13 protein-coding genes are annotated in these 17377 nt (G+C 69.4%); 12 read left to right on the forward strand and 1 reads right to left on the reverse strand.

Features of this window, described 5'->3' with window-relative positions; all coding sequences use genetic code 11:
• The first annotated feature begins 47 nt into the window (after nt 1–47).
• The 12 genes from groL (at nt 48) to HBK84_RS12625 (ending at nt 16542) form a co-directional block, all read left to right on the forward strand.
• Nucleotides 48–1631, forward strand: a complete 1584-nt coding sequence (gene groL / locus HBK84_RS03660; RefSeq protein WP_035959431.1) for a chaperonin GroEL — start codon at nt 48–50, stop codon at nt 1629–1631.
• A gap of 174 nt (nt 1632–1805) precedes the next feature.
• Nucleotides 1806–2831: an acyltransferase gene (locus HBK84_RS03665; RefSeq protein WP_167318205.1), complete on the forward strand. Its 1026-nt coding sequence runs from the start codon at nt 1806–1808 to the stop codon at nt 2829–2831.
• Between the two features lie 54 nt (nt 2832–2885).
• Nucleotides 2886–3566, forward strand: coding sequence for a hypothetical protein (locus tag HBK84_RS03670; RefSeq protein WP_144998361.1), 681 nt, complete (start codon nt 2886–2888; stop codon nt 3564–3566).
• A gap of 42 nt (nt 3567–3608) precedes the next feature.
• Complete coding sequence (locus tag HBK84_RS03675) at nt 3609–3788, forward strand: hypothetical protein (RefSeq protein WP_239322051.1); 180 nt, start codon at nt 3609–3611, stop codon at nt 3786–3788.
• Nucleotides 3789–3824: 36 nt separating this feature from the next.
• A complete protein-coding gene (locus HBK84_RS03680) occupies nt 3825–5975 on the forward strand; it encodes an acyltransferase family protein (protein ID WP_240919088.1) in 2151 nt (716 codons plus the stop codon).
• A 239-nt stretch (nt 5976–6214) separates the two neighbouring features.
• Nucleotides 6215–7711 (forward strand): IMP dehydrogenase, encoded by a 1497-nt coding sequence (gene guaB / locus HBK84_RS03685; protein ID WP_167319116.1) that lies wholly within the window; start codon nt 6215–6217, stop codon nt 7709–7711.
• A 43-nt stretch (nt 7712–7754) separates the two neighbouring features.
• Nucleotides 7755–8876 carry a GuaB3 family IMP dehydrogenase-related protein gene (locus HBK84_RS03690; protein ID WP_167318207.1) on the forward strand — a complete coding sequence of 374 codons (1122 nt, stop codon included), beginning with the start codon at nt 7755–7757 and terminating at the stop codon, nt 8874–8876.
• A 153-nt stretch (nt 8877–9029) separates the two neighbouring features.
• Complete coding sequence (locus tag HBK84_RS03695; RefSeq protein WP_167318208.1) at nt 9030–10007, forward strand: SURF1 family protein; 978 nt, start codon at nt 9030–9032, stop codon at nt 10005–10007.
• Nucleotides 10000–10593: a DUF3817 domain-containing protein gene (locus tag HBK84_RS03700; RefSeq protein ID WP_035965872.1), complete on the forward strand. Its 594-nt coding sequence runs from the start codon at nt 10000–10002 to the stop codon at nt 10591–10593. The genes HBK84_RS03695 and HBK84_RS03700 overlap by 8 nt, the downstream gene beginning before the upstream one ends.
• A gap of 42 nt (nt 10594–10635) precedes the next feature.
• Entirely contained in the window at nt 10636–12234 is a 1599-nt protein-coding gene (guaA, locus tag HBK84_RS03705; RefSeq protein ID WP_085106437.1) for a glutamine-hydrolyzing GMP synthase, read from the forward strand.
• Nucleotides 12235–12329: 95 nt separating this feature from the next.
• Complete coding sequence (locus HBK84_RS03710) at nt 12330–16151, forward strand: hypothetical protein (RefSeq protein WP_167318209.1); 3822 nt, start codon at nt 12330–12332, stop codon at nt 16149–16151.
• The gene (locus HBK84_RS12625) at nt 16141–16542 is read left to right on the forward strand and encodes a hypothetical protein (protein ID WP_206069189.1); all 402 of its coding nucleotides are present in this window, start codon (nt 16141–16143) and stop codon (nt 16540–16542) included. The genes HBK84_RS03710 and HBK84_RS12625 overlap by 11 nt, the downstream gene beginning before the upstream one ends.
• 88 nt (nt 16543–16630) lie before the next feature.
• Here HBK84_RS12625 and cpaB read toward each other — a convergent pair whose 3' ends face one another.
• Nucleotides 16631–17305 (reverse strand): Flp pilus assembly protein CpaB, encoded by a 675-nt coding sequence (cpaB, locus tag HBK84_RS03720; protein WP_167318210.1) that lies wholly within the window; start codon nt 17303–17305, stop codon nt 16631–16633.
• Nucleotides 17306–17377: the final 72 nt, after the last annotated feature.

Here is a 17377-nt window from a genome sequence, read left to right on the forward strand (position 1 = left end):
CACCGCGCCGTCATTTCCACACCCTTCTCGTTTCGTAAGGAGCACACATGCCCAAGCAGTTGGTGTTCAACGACGCCGCTCGCAAAGCGCTCGAATCCGGTGTCAACCGACTGGCCGACACCGTCAAGGTCACGCTGGGCCCCCGCGGGCGCAACGTGGTCCTGGACAAGAAGTGGGGCGCACCCACCATCACCAACGACGGCGTGACCATCGCCCGTGAGGTGGAGCTCGAGGATCCGTACGAGAACCTCGGCGCCCAGCTGGCCAAGGAAGTGGCCACCAAGACCAACGACGTCGCCGGTGACGGCACCACCACGGCGACCGTCCTCGCGCAGGCCATCGTCAAGGAGGGTCTGCGCAACGTGGCCGCCGGAGCGGCCCCGGGCGACATCAAGCGCGGCGTGGAAGCGGCCGTGGCCACCGTGGCCCAGCGTCTGCTCGACAACGCCCGCCCCGTGGAGGGCAAGGACGTGGCCCACGTGGCCGCGATCTCCGCGCAGTCCATGGAGATCGGCGAACTGATCGCCCGCGCCTTCGAGACCGTGGGCACGGACGGTGTGATCACCATCGAGGACGGTTCCTCCACCGAGGTGGAGCTGGACGTCACCGAGGGCATGCAGTTCGACAAGGGCTACCTGTCCCCGTCCTTCGTCACGGACCCGGAGCGCCAGGAAGCCGTCCTGGACGACACCTTCGTGCTGCTGTTCCAGGGCAAGATCTCCTCGGTCCAGGACCTCATGCCCGTGCTCGAGAAGGTGCTGCAGGCCAAGAAGCCGCTGACCATCATCGCCGAGGACGTCGAGGGCGAGGCCCTGTCCACCCTGGTGGTCAACAAGCTGCGCGGCACGCTCGACGTCGTGGCCCTGAAGGCCCCCGGTTTCGGTGACCGCCGCAAGGCGATCATGCAGGACCTGGCCGTGCTCACGGATGCGACCGTGATCACCCCCGAGCTCGGCATCTCGCTCGAGGGCGTGGACGTGTCCCAGCTGGGCAACGCCCGCCGGATCACCGTGACCAAGAACCAGACCACGCTCGTGGACGGTGCGGGCTCCTCGGAGGCCGTGGCCGAGCGTGTGGCGGAGATCAAGGCGGAGATCGCCCGCACGGACTCCGAGTGGGACCGTGAGAAACTCCAGGAGCGCCTCGCGCGCCTGGCCGGTGGCATCTCGGTGATCAAGGTCGGTGCCGCGACCGAGGTCGAGCAGAAGGAACGCAAGCACCGCATCGAGGACGCCGTGTCCTCGACCCGCGCGGCCCTCGAGGAGGGCATCGTGGCCGGCGGCGGTTCCGCGCTGGTCCACGCCTCCAAGGCGCTCGACGGCACGGACCTCGGTCTGACCGGGGACGCGGCTACGGCCGTGACCATCGTGCGGCGCGCCCTGACCCAGCCCCTGCGCTGGATCGCGGAGAACGCGGGCCAGGACGGCAACGTCGTCGCGGCGCGTGTGGCGGACCTCGAGCCCGGCAACGGCTACAACGCCCTGACGGACGAGTACGAGGACCTGCTCGCCGCGGGCATCATCGACCCCGTCAAGGTCACCCGTTCCGCTCTGCAGAACGCGGCGTCCATCGCGGCGCTCGTGCTCACCACGGAGACGCTCGTGGCCGAGCACAAGGGCGAGGACGCCTGACGCGTCCCACCCCGCCCACCTCGGTGGGTGGCCGGGAATCGGCGGTCCACTCCTCCCGGGAGTGGGCCGCCTTTTCTCACGTCGTGTCGCGTAAAGACCCGCACCGCGAACGGTTCGCATCCTGCCGCGGCGCCCCCTTGGCTGAATCAATGCGGCGCCCCCTTGGCTGAATCAATGCCGTCCGCCCCGAAGCGCTCCTCGCACGATCCCGGGTCGAGCGCTGCCGGTTCCGTGACCGGCGCCGCGGTCGCCTCCGCGGACGACGGCGCCCACCCCCGTATCGGACCGGCGACACCGCAGGACGCGCGCCCCGCCGATGCCGCCGCCCGGGTGGCCCGGTACTGGCTGCACACGTTCAAACGCTTGTTACCCCTGGCTACGCTCACAATCTTGCTGACCCTCGCCGCGCTGTGGGCGTTCTTCCCGACCATGCAGATCGCCCAGTTCCGTTCGCAGGGTGTGGCATCCGTGATGTACGTGGAGAACTGGGCGCTCGCTGCCGAACAAGTGGATTACTACGCGGCGGACCACTCGACCGAGTCCCCGTTCCAGCACTTCTGGTCCCTGTCGGTGCAGGGGCAGGTCTTCCTCGTGTGGCCGCTGATCTTCGCCCTCGCGTGGTGGTGGCGACGCCGCACCGCCCGCAGCTGCGTACCCGTCCTCGCGGGCTGCTTCGGTCTCGTCTTCGCCACGCCCCTGGCATTCTCCGTGGTCACGACGGTGTCCCGACAGGGGTTCGCGTACTTCGATACCTGTGCTCGACTGTGGGAGTTCGCGCTGGGTTCCCTGCTGGCCCTGGCTGTCCCGTACCTGCGCGTGGGTCGGGGCCTGGGACTGCTGCTGGGTTGGGTCGGGTTCGTGAGCATGGTCCTGGTGGGCATCCTCGTGGACGTGCAGGGCGCGTTCCCGGGTTGGATCGCGTTGTGGTCGTTGCTGTCGGCGGCGGCGATCATCGTGGCCGGACAGTCCGGTTCCAGCATCGGTTTCGACCGGTTCCTCTCGTGGGGCCCCATAGTACGACTCGGGGATGCGGCGTACGCGCTCTACCTGGTCCACTGGCCGCTGCTGATTACCTACCTGGTGCTCCGTGACCGCCCGGACGCCGGAGCCCTCGCGGGAACCGCCCTCGTGCTGGCCTCGATTGCGCTCGCCCTCCTTCTCACGCGCTGGTTCGAAGAACCCCTGAAGCGGTGGTCGTGACCGGAGGCCCGGTCGTGGCGAGCCGGACTCGTGATCGCGGTGTGCATGGGGCTCGTGACGGTGACCGCCGGCGCGTGGGAACGGGCGGAGCTGCAACGCAACCATCGACTGGGGGAGAACGCGTCCGCGAACAACCCTGGCGCCGTCGCCCTGCTGCCGGGCTACGAGTTCCACGGCGACCCGACCGCGCCCGCGCTGCCGCGCCCCGAGGAACTGCCCCACAGCGCCGCAAACCTGGGCGGGGGCTGTCCCGAGGACGTCGAGCTGCCCAAGCAGTTCCGGCAGTTCTGCCGCGAGCCCGTGGCCATGGAGGACCCCGCCCGCACCGTGCTGATGATCGGCAACAGCCACATGCAGCACTGGGTCCCCGTGCTCGAACCGCTGGCCCCGCGAACGGGTGGCGCGTGCTCGCCTTCATCCAGCATGGGTGCTCCTACACGGCGGCCGCGGAACTCGAGGACGCCGAGGCGTGCGCGACCTGGTTCGAGGGCAGCGACGAGATGCTCGCCGCCGCGGACCCGGACCTCGTGTTCCTGCAGGGCACCTTCAGCGAGCCGGACGGGGAGACGTGGAAAGACCCGCGTGCGCGCCCCCGTGGCGGACGGCACCCAGGTGGTGGGCATCCGGGACACCCCACGGTTCCACGACGCCTCGGCCGAGTGCGCCGCGCTGCGCAGCCTCGAGTCCTCGGAGTGCGAGATCGTGGCCCCCATGCTCGACACCCCCGATCCCTAGCGGGACCTGGGCTCCAAACTGGAGGGTTTCGCGCCCGTGGACATGACCGACGTCGTGTGTCCCGACGGCGCGTGCCGGCCCGCCGTGGGCAACATGATCGTGTACTTCGACGACGACCACCTCACCGGGATGTATGCAGCCTCAGCCTCCCACAGCTTCGCCCAGCGGGTGTCGGACGCCCTGCAGCAGGACGGGATCACGGGGATCGCGTTACCCGAGTAACCCTTTGTCAGACGGGGGAGGTCTACTATGGCCTGCGTGCTTCCCCCCGATCGAACCCCCACTCTCTCGCCCGCCCCCTGTTCACCCACCACGGCCCCCGCCCCGTGGTCGGACGTCTCCTCCGCCGGGGCGCCGACCGACTCCGCGTCCCCGGGATCCTCCGATTCCGCGGCCCGGGTGGCCCGGTTCTCGGGGTTCCGCCCGGAGGTGCAGGGGTTGCGGGCGATCGCGGTGCTGCTCGTGGTCGTCTATCACGTATTCATGGGCCGGGTGTCCGGTGGTGTGGACGTCTTCCTGTTCATCTCCGCGTTCTTCATGACCCTCTCGTTCGTCCGCAAGCTCGAGGGCGGGCGTCCCCTGGCGCTGGGCCGCTACTGGCTCCACACCTTCAAGCGGCTGCTGCCGCTGGCGACCGTGGTCATTCTGGCCACGCTGTTCCTCGTGTGGTGGCTGTACCCCGCACAGGACGTGGCGGACTTCCGTTTTCAGGGCGTGGCCTCGATCCTGTACTTCGAGAACTGGACGCTCGCTTTCAACGCGGTGGACTACTACGCGGCGGACCACTCCTCGGCCTCGCCGTTCCAGCACTTCTGGTCCCTCTCGGTCCAGGGGCAGGTCTTCCTGCTGTGGCCGCTGATCTTCGGCCTGGCGTGGCTGGACAAGCGCCGGACGGGCCACAGCAGCGTCCCCGTTCTGGCCGCATGCTTCGGGCTGGTGTTCGCGGCCTCGCTGGCCTTCTCGGTGCTCTCCACGGCCACGCACCAGGAGTTCGCGTACTTCGACACCAGGGCCCGGCTGTGGGAGTTCGCCCTGGGGTCCCTGGTGGCGCTCGCCATTCCCTATGTGAAGCTTCCCCGTGCGGTGCGGCTGGTCCTGGGGTGGGGCGGACTCGTGAGCATGGTGTCGGTGGGGATCCTCGTGGACGTGCAGGGCGCGTTCCCGGGCTGGATTGCTTTGTGGCCACTGCTCTCCGCCGCGGCGATCATCGTTGCGGGACAGTCCGGTTCGGCCCTCGGGCTCGACCGTTTCCTGTCCTGGGCCCCGGTAATGAAGCTGGGCGACGCCGCCTACGCCCTGTACCTCGTGCACTGGCCCCTGCTGGTCACCTATCTGGTGGTCCGGGACCGGCCGGTGGCCGGGCCACGCTCCGGCGTGGTGATCGTGGTCGTGTCCGTTCTGCTGGCACTGCTCCTGACGAAGATCGTGGAGAACCCGCTCAAACGTTGGAAGTGGCCGGAGTCGAAGAACTGGCGGCTCGCGCTGGTCATCGCTGTCTGCTTGGGGCTGGTGGTTGTTCCTGCGCGGACATGGAGCGGGGTCGAAGCCAAAAAACAGGCACAGATCGAGAGCCAGGCCTTCCGCAACAATCCGGGTGCCACAGTGCTCACGCTCGATGATCTGGAGGAAGGGGATCCGAATGCTCCCTTGCTGCCAGTGATCGAGGGGGCCTATCCCAGGCCGTCCCTGGGGGGATCGTGCCCGGAGGAGATGGGTCTCAGAAAACAGAATCAAATGTGGTGCGGAGTCACAGTCGAGAGTCCTACCGCGTCAAATACGGTTCTGGTCGTGGGCAACAGCCATGCCTTGCAGTGGATTCCGGCTCTTCAGAACGTGGCGGAGGACCAGGACTGGAACATGACCAGCTACGTGCGGGGCAACTGCCTCATCGGTGTGGAGGAGCCGCAGGTTCGAGACGCAGCGGAGTGTGAGTCCTGGCTCGAGGACCTCGACAAGGTGATGGATTCCGTGGAGCCGGATATTGTCGTGATCAACGGCACCCGTAGTACCGAGGAGGGTGGCGAGACTATGTCCTCACAGACCGTTGAACGGATGCACTACTTCACGGATCGCGGGTCTCAGGTCGTGGCCATCCGGGACAATCCTCGCTTTGACTACGCTCCGGGGGTTTGTCTGGAGGGCGATGCGGAGAGGGCTGCCGACTGTATGCCCCCGAAGACATCGATCGTGGGTCAGCCCGATCCCCTAGGAGAAGTCGCAGCGAGGGAGCCTGCGATCACTGAGGTGGACATGAACGATCTCATTTGCCCCGATGGAACGTGCTCCCCTGTCATCGGCAACCTCATCGTGTACTGGGACAATAACCACATCACACCGAACTACATTCGAAGCATGAGCTCGATGCTCCTGGAGCGTGTAACAGCGGGACTCGCGGAGGACGGTTTCTAAGGTCCCGAGGAGCACCTTCCACGAGGAGGAGTTACCACCTCGCCGTGGCTTGACGCTGTCGGCATGAAAGCACGAGGGACGACGCTTTTCTGGGTCCGCTCGTGGTCTCCGGACTCTGCTCGCGTCGGTGTGGCCCGCGGCGAACGGGCGGGGAGCGCGTCGGAGCCGCGCCGTAGACTGGTGGGGACATTCTCGCGTGAAAGGGATTATTCGTGTCTGAACCCGTGCCCACGGCCCTCATGGACGACCCGTTCGGCTTCACCGGACTGACCTACGACGACGTGCTGTTGCTTCCCGGCAACACGGACGTGATCCCGTCGGAGGCCTCCACCAGGACTCGCTTGTCCCGCAGGATCACGCTGGAGGCTCCCGTGCTCTCCGCCGCGATGGACACCGTCACGGAATCGGCCATGGCCATCTCCATGGCCCGCCAGGGCGGGCTCGGCGTGATCCACCGCAACCTGTCCATCCAGGACCAGGCGGATCACGTGGACCGCGTCAAGCGCAGCGAGTCCGGGATGATCACCAACCCGGTCACGGTATCCCCGGAGGCCACGCTCGCGGAACTGGACCGGTTGTGCGGCTACTACAAGGTCTCCGGTCTGCCCGTGGTGGACGAGTCCCAGAAGCTGCTCGGGATCATCACCAACCGGGACACCCGCTACCTGCCCGAGAGCGATTTCGAGACCCGGCTCGTGAGGGACGTGATGACCCCCATGCCGCTCGTCACGGGCAACGTGGGGATGAGCCGGGACGAGGCCCACAAGCTGCTGGCCACGCACAAGATCGAGAAGCTGCCCCTGGTGGACGAGCAGGACCGGCTGACCGGGCTGATCACCGTCAAGGACTTCACCAAGGCGGAGCAGTACCCCCTGGCCACCAAGGACGACGAGGGCCGGCTGCGCGTGGGCGCGGCCGTGGGCTTCTTCGGCGACGGCTTCGAGCGCGCCATGACGCTCGTGGACGCGGGCGTGGACGCCCTGTTCATCGACACCGCCAACGGTCACTCCCAGGGCGTGCTGGACATGATCGCCCGGCTCAAGAAGGACTCCGCCGCCGCCCACGTGGACATCATCGGCGGGCAGGCCGCGACCCGCGCGGGCGCCCAGGCGATCGTGGATGCCGGCGCGGACGCCGTGAAGGTGGGCGTGGGCCCGGGTTCCATCTGCACAACCCGCGTGATCGCGGGCGTGGGCGTCCCGCAGATCACCGCGATCAACGAGGCCGCCCAGGTCACCATCCCCGCGGGCGTGCCGCTGATCGCCGACGGCGGGCTGCAGTTCTCTGGGGACATCGGCAAGGCCCTCGTGGCCGGTGCGGACTCCGTGATGCTCGGCTCCCTGCTGGCCGGTTGCGACGAGTCCCCCGGAGAACTCGTGTTCGTGGGCGGCAAGCAGTTCAAGGCGTACCGCGGCATGGGCTCGCTCGGGGCCATGCAGTCGCGCGGCAAGAACACGTCCTACTCCAAGGACCGCTACTTTCAGGCGGACGTGGCCGACGACGAGAAGCTCATCCCCGAGGGCATCGAGGGCCAGGTGCCCTATCGCGGGCCGCTCGCGTCCGTGCTGCACCAGTTGGACGGTGGGCTGCGCCAGACCATGTTCTACGTGGGCGCGCACAGCATCGAGGAGCTCAAGCACAAGGGGCGGTTCGTGCGGATCACGCCGGCCGGGCTCAAGGAGTCCCACCCGCACGACATCACCATGACGGTGGAAGCCCCCAACTACAAGCGCTGATCGCGCCAGCCCCCGCGCTCTCCGCGCGGTGAAAGGATCCCTCGTGAGTTACGACATCGAAATCGGGCGCTCCAAGCGGGCACGCCGCACGTTCAGCCTGGACGAGATCGCCCTGGTGCCCTCCCGACGCACGCGCGATCCGCAGGACGTGAGCACCTCGTGGCAGATCGACGCCTACAACTTCGACATCCCCGTGGTGGGTGCGCCCATGGACTCCGTGATGTCCCCGGCCACAGCGATCGCCCTGGGCCGCTGCGGCGGTCTGGGCGTGCTGGACCTCGAGGGCCTGTGGACCCGCTACGAGGACCCGCAGCCCGTCCTGGACGAGATCGCGGACCTCAGCTCTGAAAACCTGCCGCAGGCCACGCGGCGGATGCAGGAGCTGTACTTCGCCCCGATCCAGCCCGAGTTGATCAAGGCCCGGTTGGCCGAGATCCGCGAGTCCGGGGTGATCGTCTCCGGCTCCCTGTCCCCGCAGCGCGTCGTGGAGCACTACCGCACCGTGCTCGAGGCGGGCGTGGACCTGTTCGTGATCCGCGGCACCACGGTCTCCGCCGAGCACGTCTCGCGCACCCAGGAGCCCCTGGACCTCAAGAAGTTCATCTATGACCTGGACGTTCCCGTGATCGTGGGCGGCGCCGCGGGCTACACCCCGGCCCTGCACCTCATGCGCACGGGTGCGGCGGGCGTGCTCGTGGGCTTCGGGGGCGGCGCGTCCCTGCGCACCGAATCCATCCTGGGCATCCACGCGGCCATGGCCTCGGCCATCTCCGACGTCGCCGCGGCCCGCCGCGACTACCTCGACGAGTCGGGCGGTCGGTACGTCCACGTGATCGCCGACGGCGGTCTGGGCACCTCGGGTGACATCGTCAAGGCCATCGCCATGGGCGCCGACGCCGTGATGCTCGGGACCCTGCTGGCCCGCGCGGAGGAGGCCCCGGGTCAGGGCTGGCTGTGGGGTCCCGAGGCCCACAACCCGCACTCACCGCGCGGTGTGCGCACCCACGTGGGGACCGTGGGTCCTCTGGGCGAGCTGCTCAACGGGCCCTCGCGCCATGTGGACGGCTCCTCTAACGTGATCGGTGCCCTGCGCCGGGCCATGTCCACCACCGGCTACTCCGAGCTCAAGGAGTTCCAGCGCGCGGACGTGGTGATCCGCAGCTGATCCCCCCCGTGCCGGGCCGCGGGTGCGCCCGCGCTTCCGGCTCGGGAACCGGTGGCCGTTACGGACCCGTGACCCGTGGCCGTCCCGTGATCGGGGCTGCCCGTACCCCCGCTGATTTGGGAAACGTCCAGCCCGGAGCACTAGGGTTGAGGGGTGCTCAAGACCGCCCTGCGCCCCCGCTCCCTGGCTTTCCTGGCGGTCGCGCTGCTCGTGGCGGCACTGTTCGTGGTGTTGAGCATGTGGCAGTTGAACGCTTCCCTGCAGTCTTCCACGGTGGTGGATCCCGCCAAGGACCGGGTCTCGACCCTTGAAGACGTGGTCTCCCCGGGGGAGGCCACGACCGCTCAGCAAGCCGATCACATGGTATCCGCGGTCGGGCGCTACGTCCCCGATTCCACGGTGCTGGTCCCGGGGCGGTTGCAGGACGGCAACCCTGGGTACTGGGTGGTCACCCAGCTCGCGATCCCCGATTCGCAACAGCGCTGGGACGCCGCCGATAACGACGTCTCGATCGCGGTGGCCCGGGGCTGGGTCGCTTCCGCCGACCGGGTGCCGCGAGCGCCGTCGGACGAGATCCGGGTGATCGGCAGACTCCTGCCCACGGACTCCCCGCTACCGAGCGAGAACGTGCCGGCCGGGCAGGTCGCGTCCGTGGCGTCCGCGCAGCTGAGCAATCTGTGGGACGCGCCCCTGTACTCGGGGTACGTGGCCGCGTTCGCGGAGAACCCCGCGGCGGAACCGGCGCCCGTGACCCGGGAGGGTACGCTCGCGGTGTCGGCCGGGCTCATGGGGGAGGGGCTGGAACCCCTGCAGATCCAGCAGCAACCCGCGGACACCTCCGTGCACGCCCTGAACCTGTTCTACGCGATCGAGTGGGTCGTGTTCGCGGGCTTCGCGTTCTTCATGTGGTGGCGTTTCGTGCGGGACGACTACCTGCGCCGGCAGGACCCCGAGAAGTACTTCTACTTCGACGGCGACTACTTCTGGGACGAGGCCGAGCAGTCCTACTACTACTGGGACGCCCAGGACCAGTGCTACTACTACTTCGACGACCAACCCGCGGTGCGCACGGAATCGCGCACCCCGCCCACGAGTTCCACCCCGCGATCCCACGGAGCCAGTCATGAGTGATCACACGCCGCAGCCCGATTCCCAGCCCCGCCCGGTGCGCCGCACCGACGGCGTGCGGGTCACCGCGCCCGAGGACGCGAGCCCCGAGCGGGCGACCGTCCCGGACAGTGTGCGCGCCAAGGCCGCCGCGCTGAAACCACGACGGCGCTTCGGCGGGACCGAGGCGCAGATCCGCGGCGCGCTGACCTTCTACAAGGTGTGCGCGTGGATCTCGGGTACCTTCCTGCTGCTGCTCGTCGCGGAGATGATCACCCGCTACGGCTTCGGCTACGACCTGATCGCGGGCGGCACGGACAAGGCCACGGGGCAGAGCGTGGCCCTGGGCTGGCAGGACCTCGAGCTCGAGAACCTGGCCGGGGGCGTGAACATCTCCACGTGGATCCTGATCATCCACGGCTGGTTCTACGTGATCTACCTGCTCTCATGCCTGCGCGTGTGGTCGCTCATGCGCTGGCCGTTCGCGCAGCTGGTCGTGATGGCCCTGGGCGGTGTGGTGCCGTTCCTCTCGTTCATCGTGGAACGCAAGATCCACCGCTCCACGGAGGCCGAACTCGTGGCCAATCCGCGCGCCGCCCGGCGCTACTGAGACCGGGCGAGGGTGTCCGAGCGGTGTTCTAGACTTGTCCGCGTGAGTGAATCCCCTGACAACCTGAGCGAACTGGAGCAACGTCCGGTACTCGTGGTCGACTACGGCGCGCAGTACGCGCAGCTGATCGCCCGCCGGGTACGCGAGGCGAACGTCTACTCCGAGATCGTCCCGCACACCTGGTCCACCGAGAAGATCCTGCAGCGCAACCCCGCCGCACTGATCCTCTCCGGCGGCCCGGCGTCCGTGTACGCGCCCGGTGCGCCGCAACGGGACGCCGAACTGTTCGAAGCCGGCGTGCCCGTGCTGGGGATCTGCTACGGCTTTCAGATCATGGCCAACGCCCTGGGCGGGACCGTTGAGCGCACGGGTGTGCGCGAGTACGGGGCCACCGCCGCCTCGACCTCCGGGGACGGCGTGGGCACCATCCTGGACGGCACCCCGGACGTGCAGACCGTGTGGATGAGTCACGGTGACTCGGTCACCGCCGCACCCGAGGGTTTCACGACCCTGGCTACTACGGAGGGCGTCCCGGTGGCGGCCTTCGAGAACCGCGAGCGCAGGCTCTACGGCGTGCAGTGGCACCCCGAGGTCAAGCACTCCGCGTACGGGCAGAAGATCCTGGAGAACTTCCTCTTCGAGGGGGCCCAGCTCACGCCCACGTGGTCCACGGGCAACATCATCGAGGAGCAGGTAGCCGCGATCCGCGCCCAGGTGGGTGACGGCAAGGCCCTGTGCGGGCTCTCCGGCGGTGTGGACTCCGCGGTGGCTGCAGCCCTCGTGCAGCGCGCGATCGGGGACCGTCTCACGTGCGTGCTGGTGGATCACGGTCTGATGCGCCAGGACGAGGTCGCGCAGGTCGAGAAGGACTACGTGGCCGCCACGGGCATCAAGCTCCACGTGGCCCGCGAGCAGGACCGCTTCCTCGCCGCGCTCAAGGGTGTCACCGACCCCGAGACCAAGCGCAAGAACATCGGGCGGGAATTCATCCGCGCGTTCGAGGCCGCCGAGCAGAAGGTGCTCAGCGACGAGGCCCAGGACGGCCAGCCCGTCCGCTTCCTCGTACAGGGCACGCTGTACCCGGACGTCGTGGAATCCGGCGGCGGTGAGGGTGCGGCCAACATCAAGAGTCATCACAACGTGGGCGGGCTGCCCGAGGACCTGCAGTTCGAACTCGTGGAACCGCTGCGCGCCCTGTTCAAGGACGAGGTCCGCGCCGTGGGCCGCGAACTGGGACTGCCCGAGAACATCGTGGGCCGCCAGCCGTTCCCTGGTCCGGGTCTGGGGATCCGGATCATCGGTGAGGTCACCGAGGAGCGCCTGGACATCCTGCGCCGCGCGGACGCGATCGCCCGCGAGGAGCTCACGCGTGCCGGTCTCGACGACGACGTGTGGCAGATGCCCGTGGTGCTGCTCGCGGATGTGCACTCGGTGGGCGTCCAGGGGGACGGTCGCACGTACGGCCACCCCGTGGTGCTGCGCCCGGTCAGCTCCGAGGACGCCATGACCGCTGACTGGTCCCGCTTGCCCTCCGAGCTGCTCGCCCGGATGTCCAACCGCATCACCAACGAGGTCGAGGAGATCAACCGGGTGGTCCTGGACGTCACGTCCAAGCCGCCGGGAACCATCGAGTGGGAGTGAACTCCACCGCGTAGAGAGCCATCGTCAGTTGCGGTGCGCCGGTCCGCCCCATCCCCCGTGGTGAGCAGACCGGCGCACTCGTGAGTAGGAGCACCATGTCGACACCCGCCCCGGACCGTTCCCGAACAACCCCCCAGGACACGGGCGCCACGGGCGAGCGCGAACACCCCCGCGTGTCCCTGCGTTCTTGGACCCAACAGATGGACGCCTACACGGGCCCGGACACCCTGCTGGACTTCAACCAGGTGGACAACGTCTGCATCGATCTCACCGAGGCCAACTCCTCGGGGCAGGCACAGTTGCTCATGGGCCGTCCCACCCGGCTGTCCACGATGATCCACCAGGACAGCCCCGCGTACGAGCGCGCCGTGCGCTCGGCCCGGGCGCTGCGCACCAAGGTCCACGAGCTGTCGGTGATGCACGGTCTGGACGCCTCCTACCTGGCCGCGGGCACGGCGTCGTGGCTCGCCGATCCCGTGGCGGACGGGTTGCGCCGGTTCATCGCCCCGGTCCTGCTCGCCCCGGTCACGGTCAAGTTGCGCCCGGACCACAAGGACTTCGAATTGCACATCGTGGGTCCCGCCCACCTCAACCCGGCACTCGTGCGTCGGCTGCGCGAGGACCACGGCGTGGAACTGACCACGGCGGAGATGTCCCGGCTCGCGTACGGCACCCGCAAGTTGGACCCCGCGCCCGTGCTGGAGACCCTGCGCCAGCTCGCGGCCCACGTCCCGGGCATGCACGTGGAACACCAGTTGCTGGTCTCCACGTTCGCGGATCTGCACGAACGTCCCGCGGACGAGCACGTGGTCGCGCACACCCAGTTGATCGAGGACCTCGCCCGGCTCAAGAACCCCGAGGTGGGCAAACTACCAGTCGTGCGCCCCCTGACCGATCAGGCACCCGGTCTCGACGAGCGCGACCCCGCCCAGGAGCTGCTGCTCACGGACCTGGACGCCAATCAGCAGGAGATCGTGGACCTCGCCGAACAGGGTAAGAGCTTCGTGGTCGCTACACCCGTGGGCACCGCCGCGGTGGACACCGTGGTCTCCACGGTCGGCGCGCTCGTGCACCGCGGCCGCAGCGTCCTGGTGCTCGGCGAGTCCCGCACCACGCTCGCCGCGTTCAACCGCGCGTGGAACCGCACCGGCCTGGACTCCCTCGTCCTGCCGCTGGGCTCCCACCTGAGCCCGGACGACGTCGCCGAGCGGCTCGTGCGCGCCGTCGCCCGCAACGAACGCGCCGAGCAGCCGCAGCTGGAACAGCACCTGGACGCCCTGCAGCGCAGCCGCGAACAGCTGCGGGTGCACGAGGAATCCCTGCACGCACTGCGTCCCCGCTGGCAGGCCTCGCCCTACGAGGCCATGCAGGCGCTCGCGGAACTGACCGCGCGCACCCCCGGACCGCAGACCGCCGTGCGGTTCCGCCGTTCCGTGCTGGACGCCGTGTCCCATCGCAGCGAGGTGCAGCGTCAGCTCCAGCGCGCCGCGACCCTCGGCGCGTTCGACGCCGCGGCGCTCGCGAGCCCGTGGCACGGTGCGCGGCTCGTCAACGACGACGAGGCCCGTGAGGCCCACGACCTCGCCAAGTCCCTGCTGCTCGAACTGACCACCCTCAAGACGGCCATGCGCCACGTCCTGGGGGTCTCGGGGCTGCGCGTGGGCTCGACCATCGGCGAATGGGAGCAACAGCTCGAACTCGTGATCGAGGTCGGGGAGTCGCTCGAGTACCTCACACCGGACATCTACGACCGGCCCGTGACGGACCTGATCGCCGCGACGGCCTCCGCGTCCTGGCGGCGGGACCACGAGATCGAGCTGAGCGGGCTGCAGCGCTCCCGCCTGCGCAAGGCCGCCAAGGAATACCTCCGACCCGGCGTGCACCTCTCGGACCTGCACTCGGCGCTCGTGAAAGTGCAGTCCGAACGGGACAGGTGGCGCGAATGGGCCACCACGCTCGAACAGCCCGCCGTCTCGGACCGCGCCGGGGAGACCCTGCAGATCCATCGCCGGTTCCGCGAGGACCTCGAGGGGCTCGCGATCGCACTCGAGGGCTCGCGCACTGCCGCGCGCCTGGAGACGGCCGGGGTGGACGAACTCCAGGAAATCCTGGACGAACTGATCAACGACGAGGCCCACCTCGCGACCCTGCCCGAACGCACCGTGTTGCTCGACGACCTGCGGGCGCGCGGGCTGGGGGAGTTCCTGCAGGATCTCGAGACCCGCGCGGTACCCGCCGAGCGCGTGGGCGAGGAACTCGACCTCGCGTGGTGGCAGTCCGTGCTCGAGGCCATGATCAGCGGTGATGACTTCGTGGCCATGCCGGACGGTTCCGAGCTGCGCCGCACGGAATCCGTGTTCCGCCGCGCCGATTCCGCCCACATCGCGGCCGCACCGGCGCGACTCGAGTACGCGCTGGCCGAGCGTTGGGCGCGGGACACCAAGCGCAACCCCCGGGAGGCTCGCGCGCTGCGGGACATGCTGCGCAGCGGTCACGTGCGCACCGAGGAGCTGGACCGGGTCCAGCACCTCACGTCGTCGCTCGTGCCCGTGTGGACCGCGAGTCCGCTCGTGCTCACCGCCACGCTGGGGGAGGAGCAGTCCGTGGACACCGTGGTGGTCCTGGACGCCGAGTCCACCCCGCTCGCGGCCACGCTGCCCGCGCTCGTGCGGGCGGATCAGGTCATCGCGTTCGGTGACCGCAACGCCGCGGGTCCTCAGCCCTTCACGGTGGCCCCGCACGTCGCGGCCCGGGACACTCCGCAACCCGTCGCGGACATCGACTCGGCGTACGACGCACTGACCCGCGTGGTGGACTCCCGGTCCCTGACCTCGGTGCGCCGGCCCATGGACCCCCGCTTGTTCGACTACCTCAACGACGCGTTCTACGACGGCACCCTGACCCGCGTGCCGCAGGCCTCGGAACTGACGAGCGTGAGCACGGGGATGTCCGCCGAGTACGTCGTGAACGGCGTGGGCGTGCTCACCGCGGGCAGCGAAGGGGTGCAGGCACCCACCGCAGAGGTCCACCGCACCGTGGACCTGGTCTTCGCCCACGCCGAGCGGCACCCCGAGCGGTCCTTGGCCGTGGTCACCGCGAGTGCGATGCATGCCGCCCGCGTGGCCCAGGCCGTGCAGCGTCGACTGCGGGAGACCGGTGAGTCCGCCGAGTTCTTCGCTCCGGGGCGGGAGTCCTTCCGCGTGGTCGAGTTGCACCGGGCCGCGGGGATCGAGCGGGACACCGTGATCTTCTCGCTCGGCTTCGGGCGCACCACGTCCGGGCGCAGCACCCCGCAGTTGGGTGCACTGTCCGAGCGGGACGGGCGCCAGGCGTTCGTGCGCGGGATGACCCGCTCGCGTCGCCATACGCACATCGTCACGTCCATCCACCCCAAGGACACCGAGCCGCGGCGGCTGCAGAACGGCGCCAGGGACATGTACCACATGCTCGAGATCCTCTTTGGGGAGGACACCACGTCGGAGCGCGCGGTGGCTCCCGCCGAGGACACCGACGCCGCCCCGGATGCTTTGGTCGCTGATCTCGCGCGACGGCTGCGGGGCGCCGGAGCCACGGTCCACACCGGCTACGCCCACATGATCGACATGGCCGCGTACGCGGAGACCGAGTCCTTGTCCGCGGGGGCTGTCACCCAGCGTGCGGCCACGGGCGAGCCTGTACGCATCCCGGTGGCGCTGCGCTCCGACGGGTCCGAGCGCAGCCGCGCGCTGAGCGTGCGCGAACGCTCGCGGCTCATCCCGCAACAGCTCGAACGCGCGGGGTGGAACTACGTGAGCCTGTGGTCCGTGGAGGTCTTCACGGACCCGCAGACCGTGGCCGGTCTCGTCCAGCGCTACCTCGGCCTGGGGTCCGATTCGGAGACCGACGCCCGGAGAGTGAGCGGTTCGCGTGACGACTGATCGCCCGGCGGGCCGTTCTGAGTCCTCGCGGGACGGCTCGGACGTCGGGGACGAGCGCTCGCGGGACGAGGCGGCGCCGAAGGAGGTGGCTCCGGATTCTGCGCGGGGCCCAGGGCCCACGGATGGCGCGAATGCCCCGGGCACAGCGGTCACCTCGCCCGAGGGCGCCCCGGATGGCGCCACTTCCGCCCAGCCCGGGGGACGACGCCGCCGCGGCCACCGCCGCGCGACGGGCGGAACCGCGCCGGACGCGGAGTGCGCGCTGCGCACCACTGAGTGGGGTGCGGGCTCCGATGAGCTGGGCGGCGACGCCCCGGACCCCCGGGAGGCTGCCGCGGAGAGCGGCCACGCGCAGTGGTTGAAACAGCAGCGCCCGCCCCACTGGGGGTGAACCGGCTGCCGGATGGATCCGGTGGTGATTCCACCCGAGTCCGTATGACCTCGACCCGGGGCAGGGTTTTGCATGATCCCGCGTTCCCTCACGACGACACCAGGACGAGGGACACCCGACCCGTCCCGTCGAGCGTGGCCAGTTCCGCGGCGGTCTCACGGGACGCCGCCAGGACCACGAGCCCGGCATCCCCGTCGATGCCCGACGCGGAGAGCAAGGACGAGGTGTCGGGGGAGCGTGCGGTCGCGGCCCACAGCACGGTGACCGATTGGGCCACGGTGCGACCGCGCCCGTTCGAGGCATCGTCGGTGTGGTGCACCACGTCCACCACGTCACCCGGTCGGACATGTCGTAGCACCGCGGGATCGCTCACCCGCACCGTCGCAGCGGTGGTCCCCTGGGGCTGACCCGTGAGCACCCCGGGGCCCAGCACGGTGGACGGTGTCACGGGTTGCCCCGCGGTCAGGGCGATCGTGGTGGTCTGCCCCGCGGCGTCGTCGGGACTGCTGAAGGCTGACGCGGGGGTGAGGGCGGACGGGAACTCTGCGACCGTGAGGTCACCAGGCGCAAGGGACTGGCCCGCGGGGATCTCCCGGGCCGCCGTGACCACGGGTGTGGTCTGCACGCTCGGCGGGGCGAGTCGCAGGATCACGAGCGTCAGGGCCAGGGCACACAGCGCGGCGGCCACGAGGCGGTGGCGGCGCCGCACCGCGGTGCGGACGCGCAAAGCCAGCGGATAGTGCGGACGGGATCGGGAGCGCATACCCGGACACTAGGCGGGCGGCGTCGTCGTCCCGGAGCGGCGTGGTGGATCGGTGGAGACCGGGGGTGGGCC

The organism is Kocuria sp. KD4, from assembly GCF_011769905.1.
In the GTDB taxonomy this organism is placed as follows: domain Bacteria; phylum Actinomycetota; class Actinomycetes; order Actinomycetales; family Micrococcaceae; genus Kocuria; species Kocuria marina.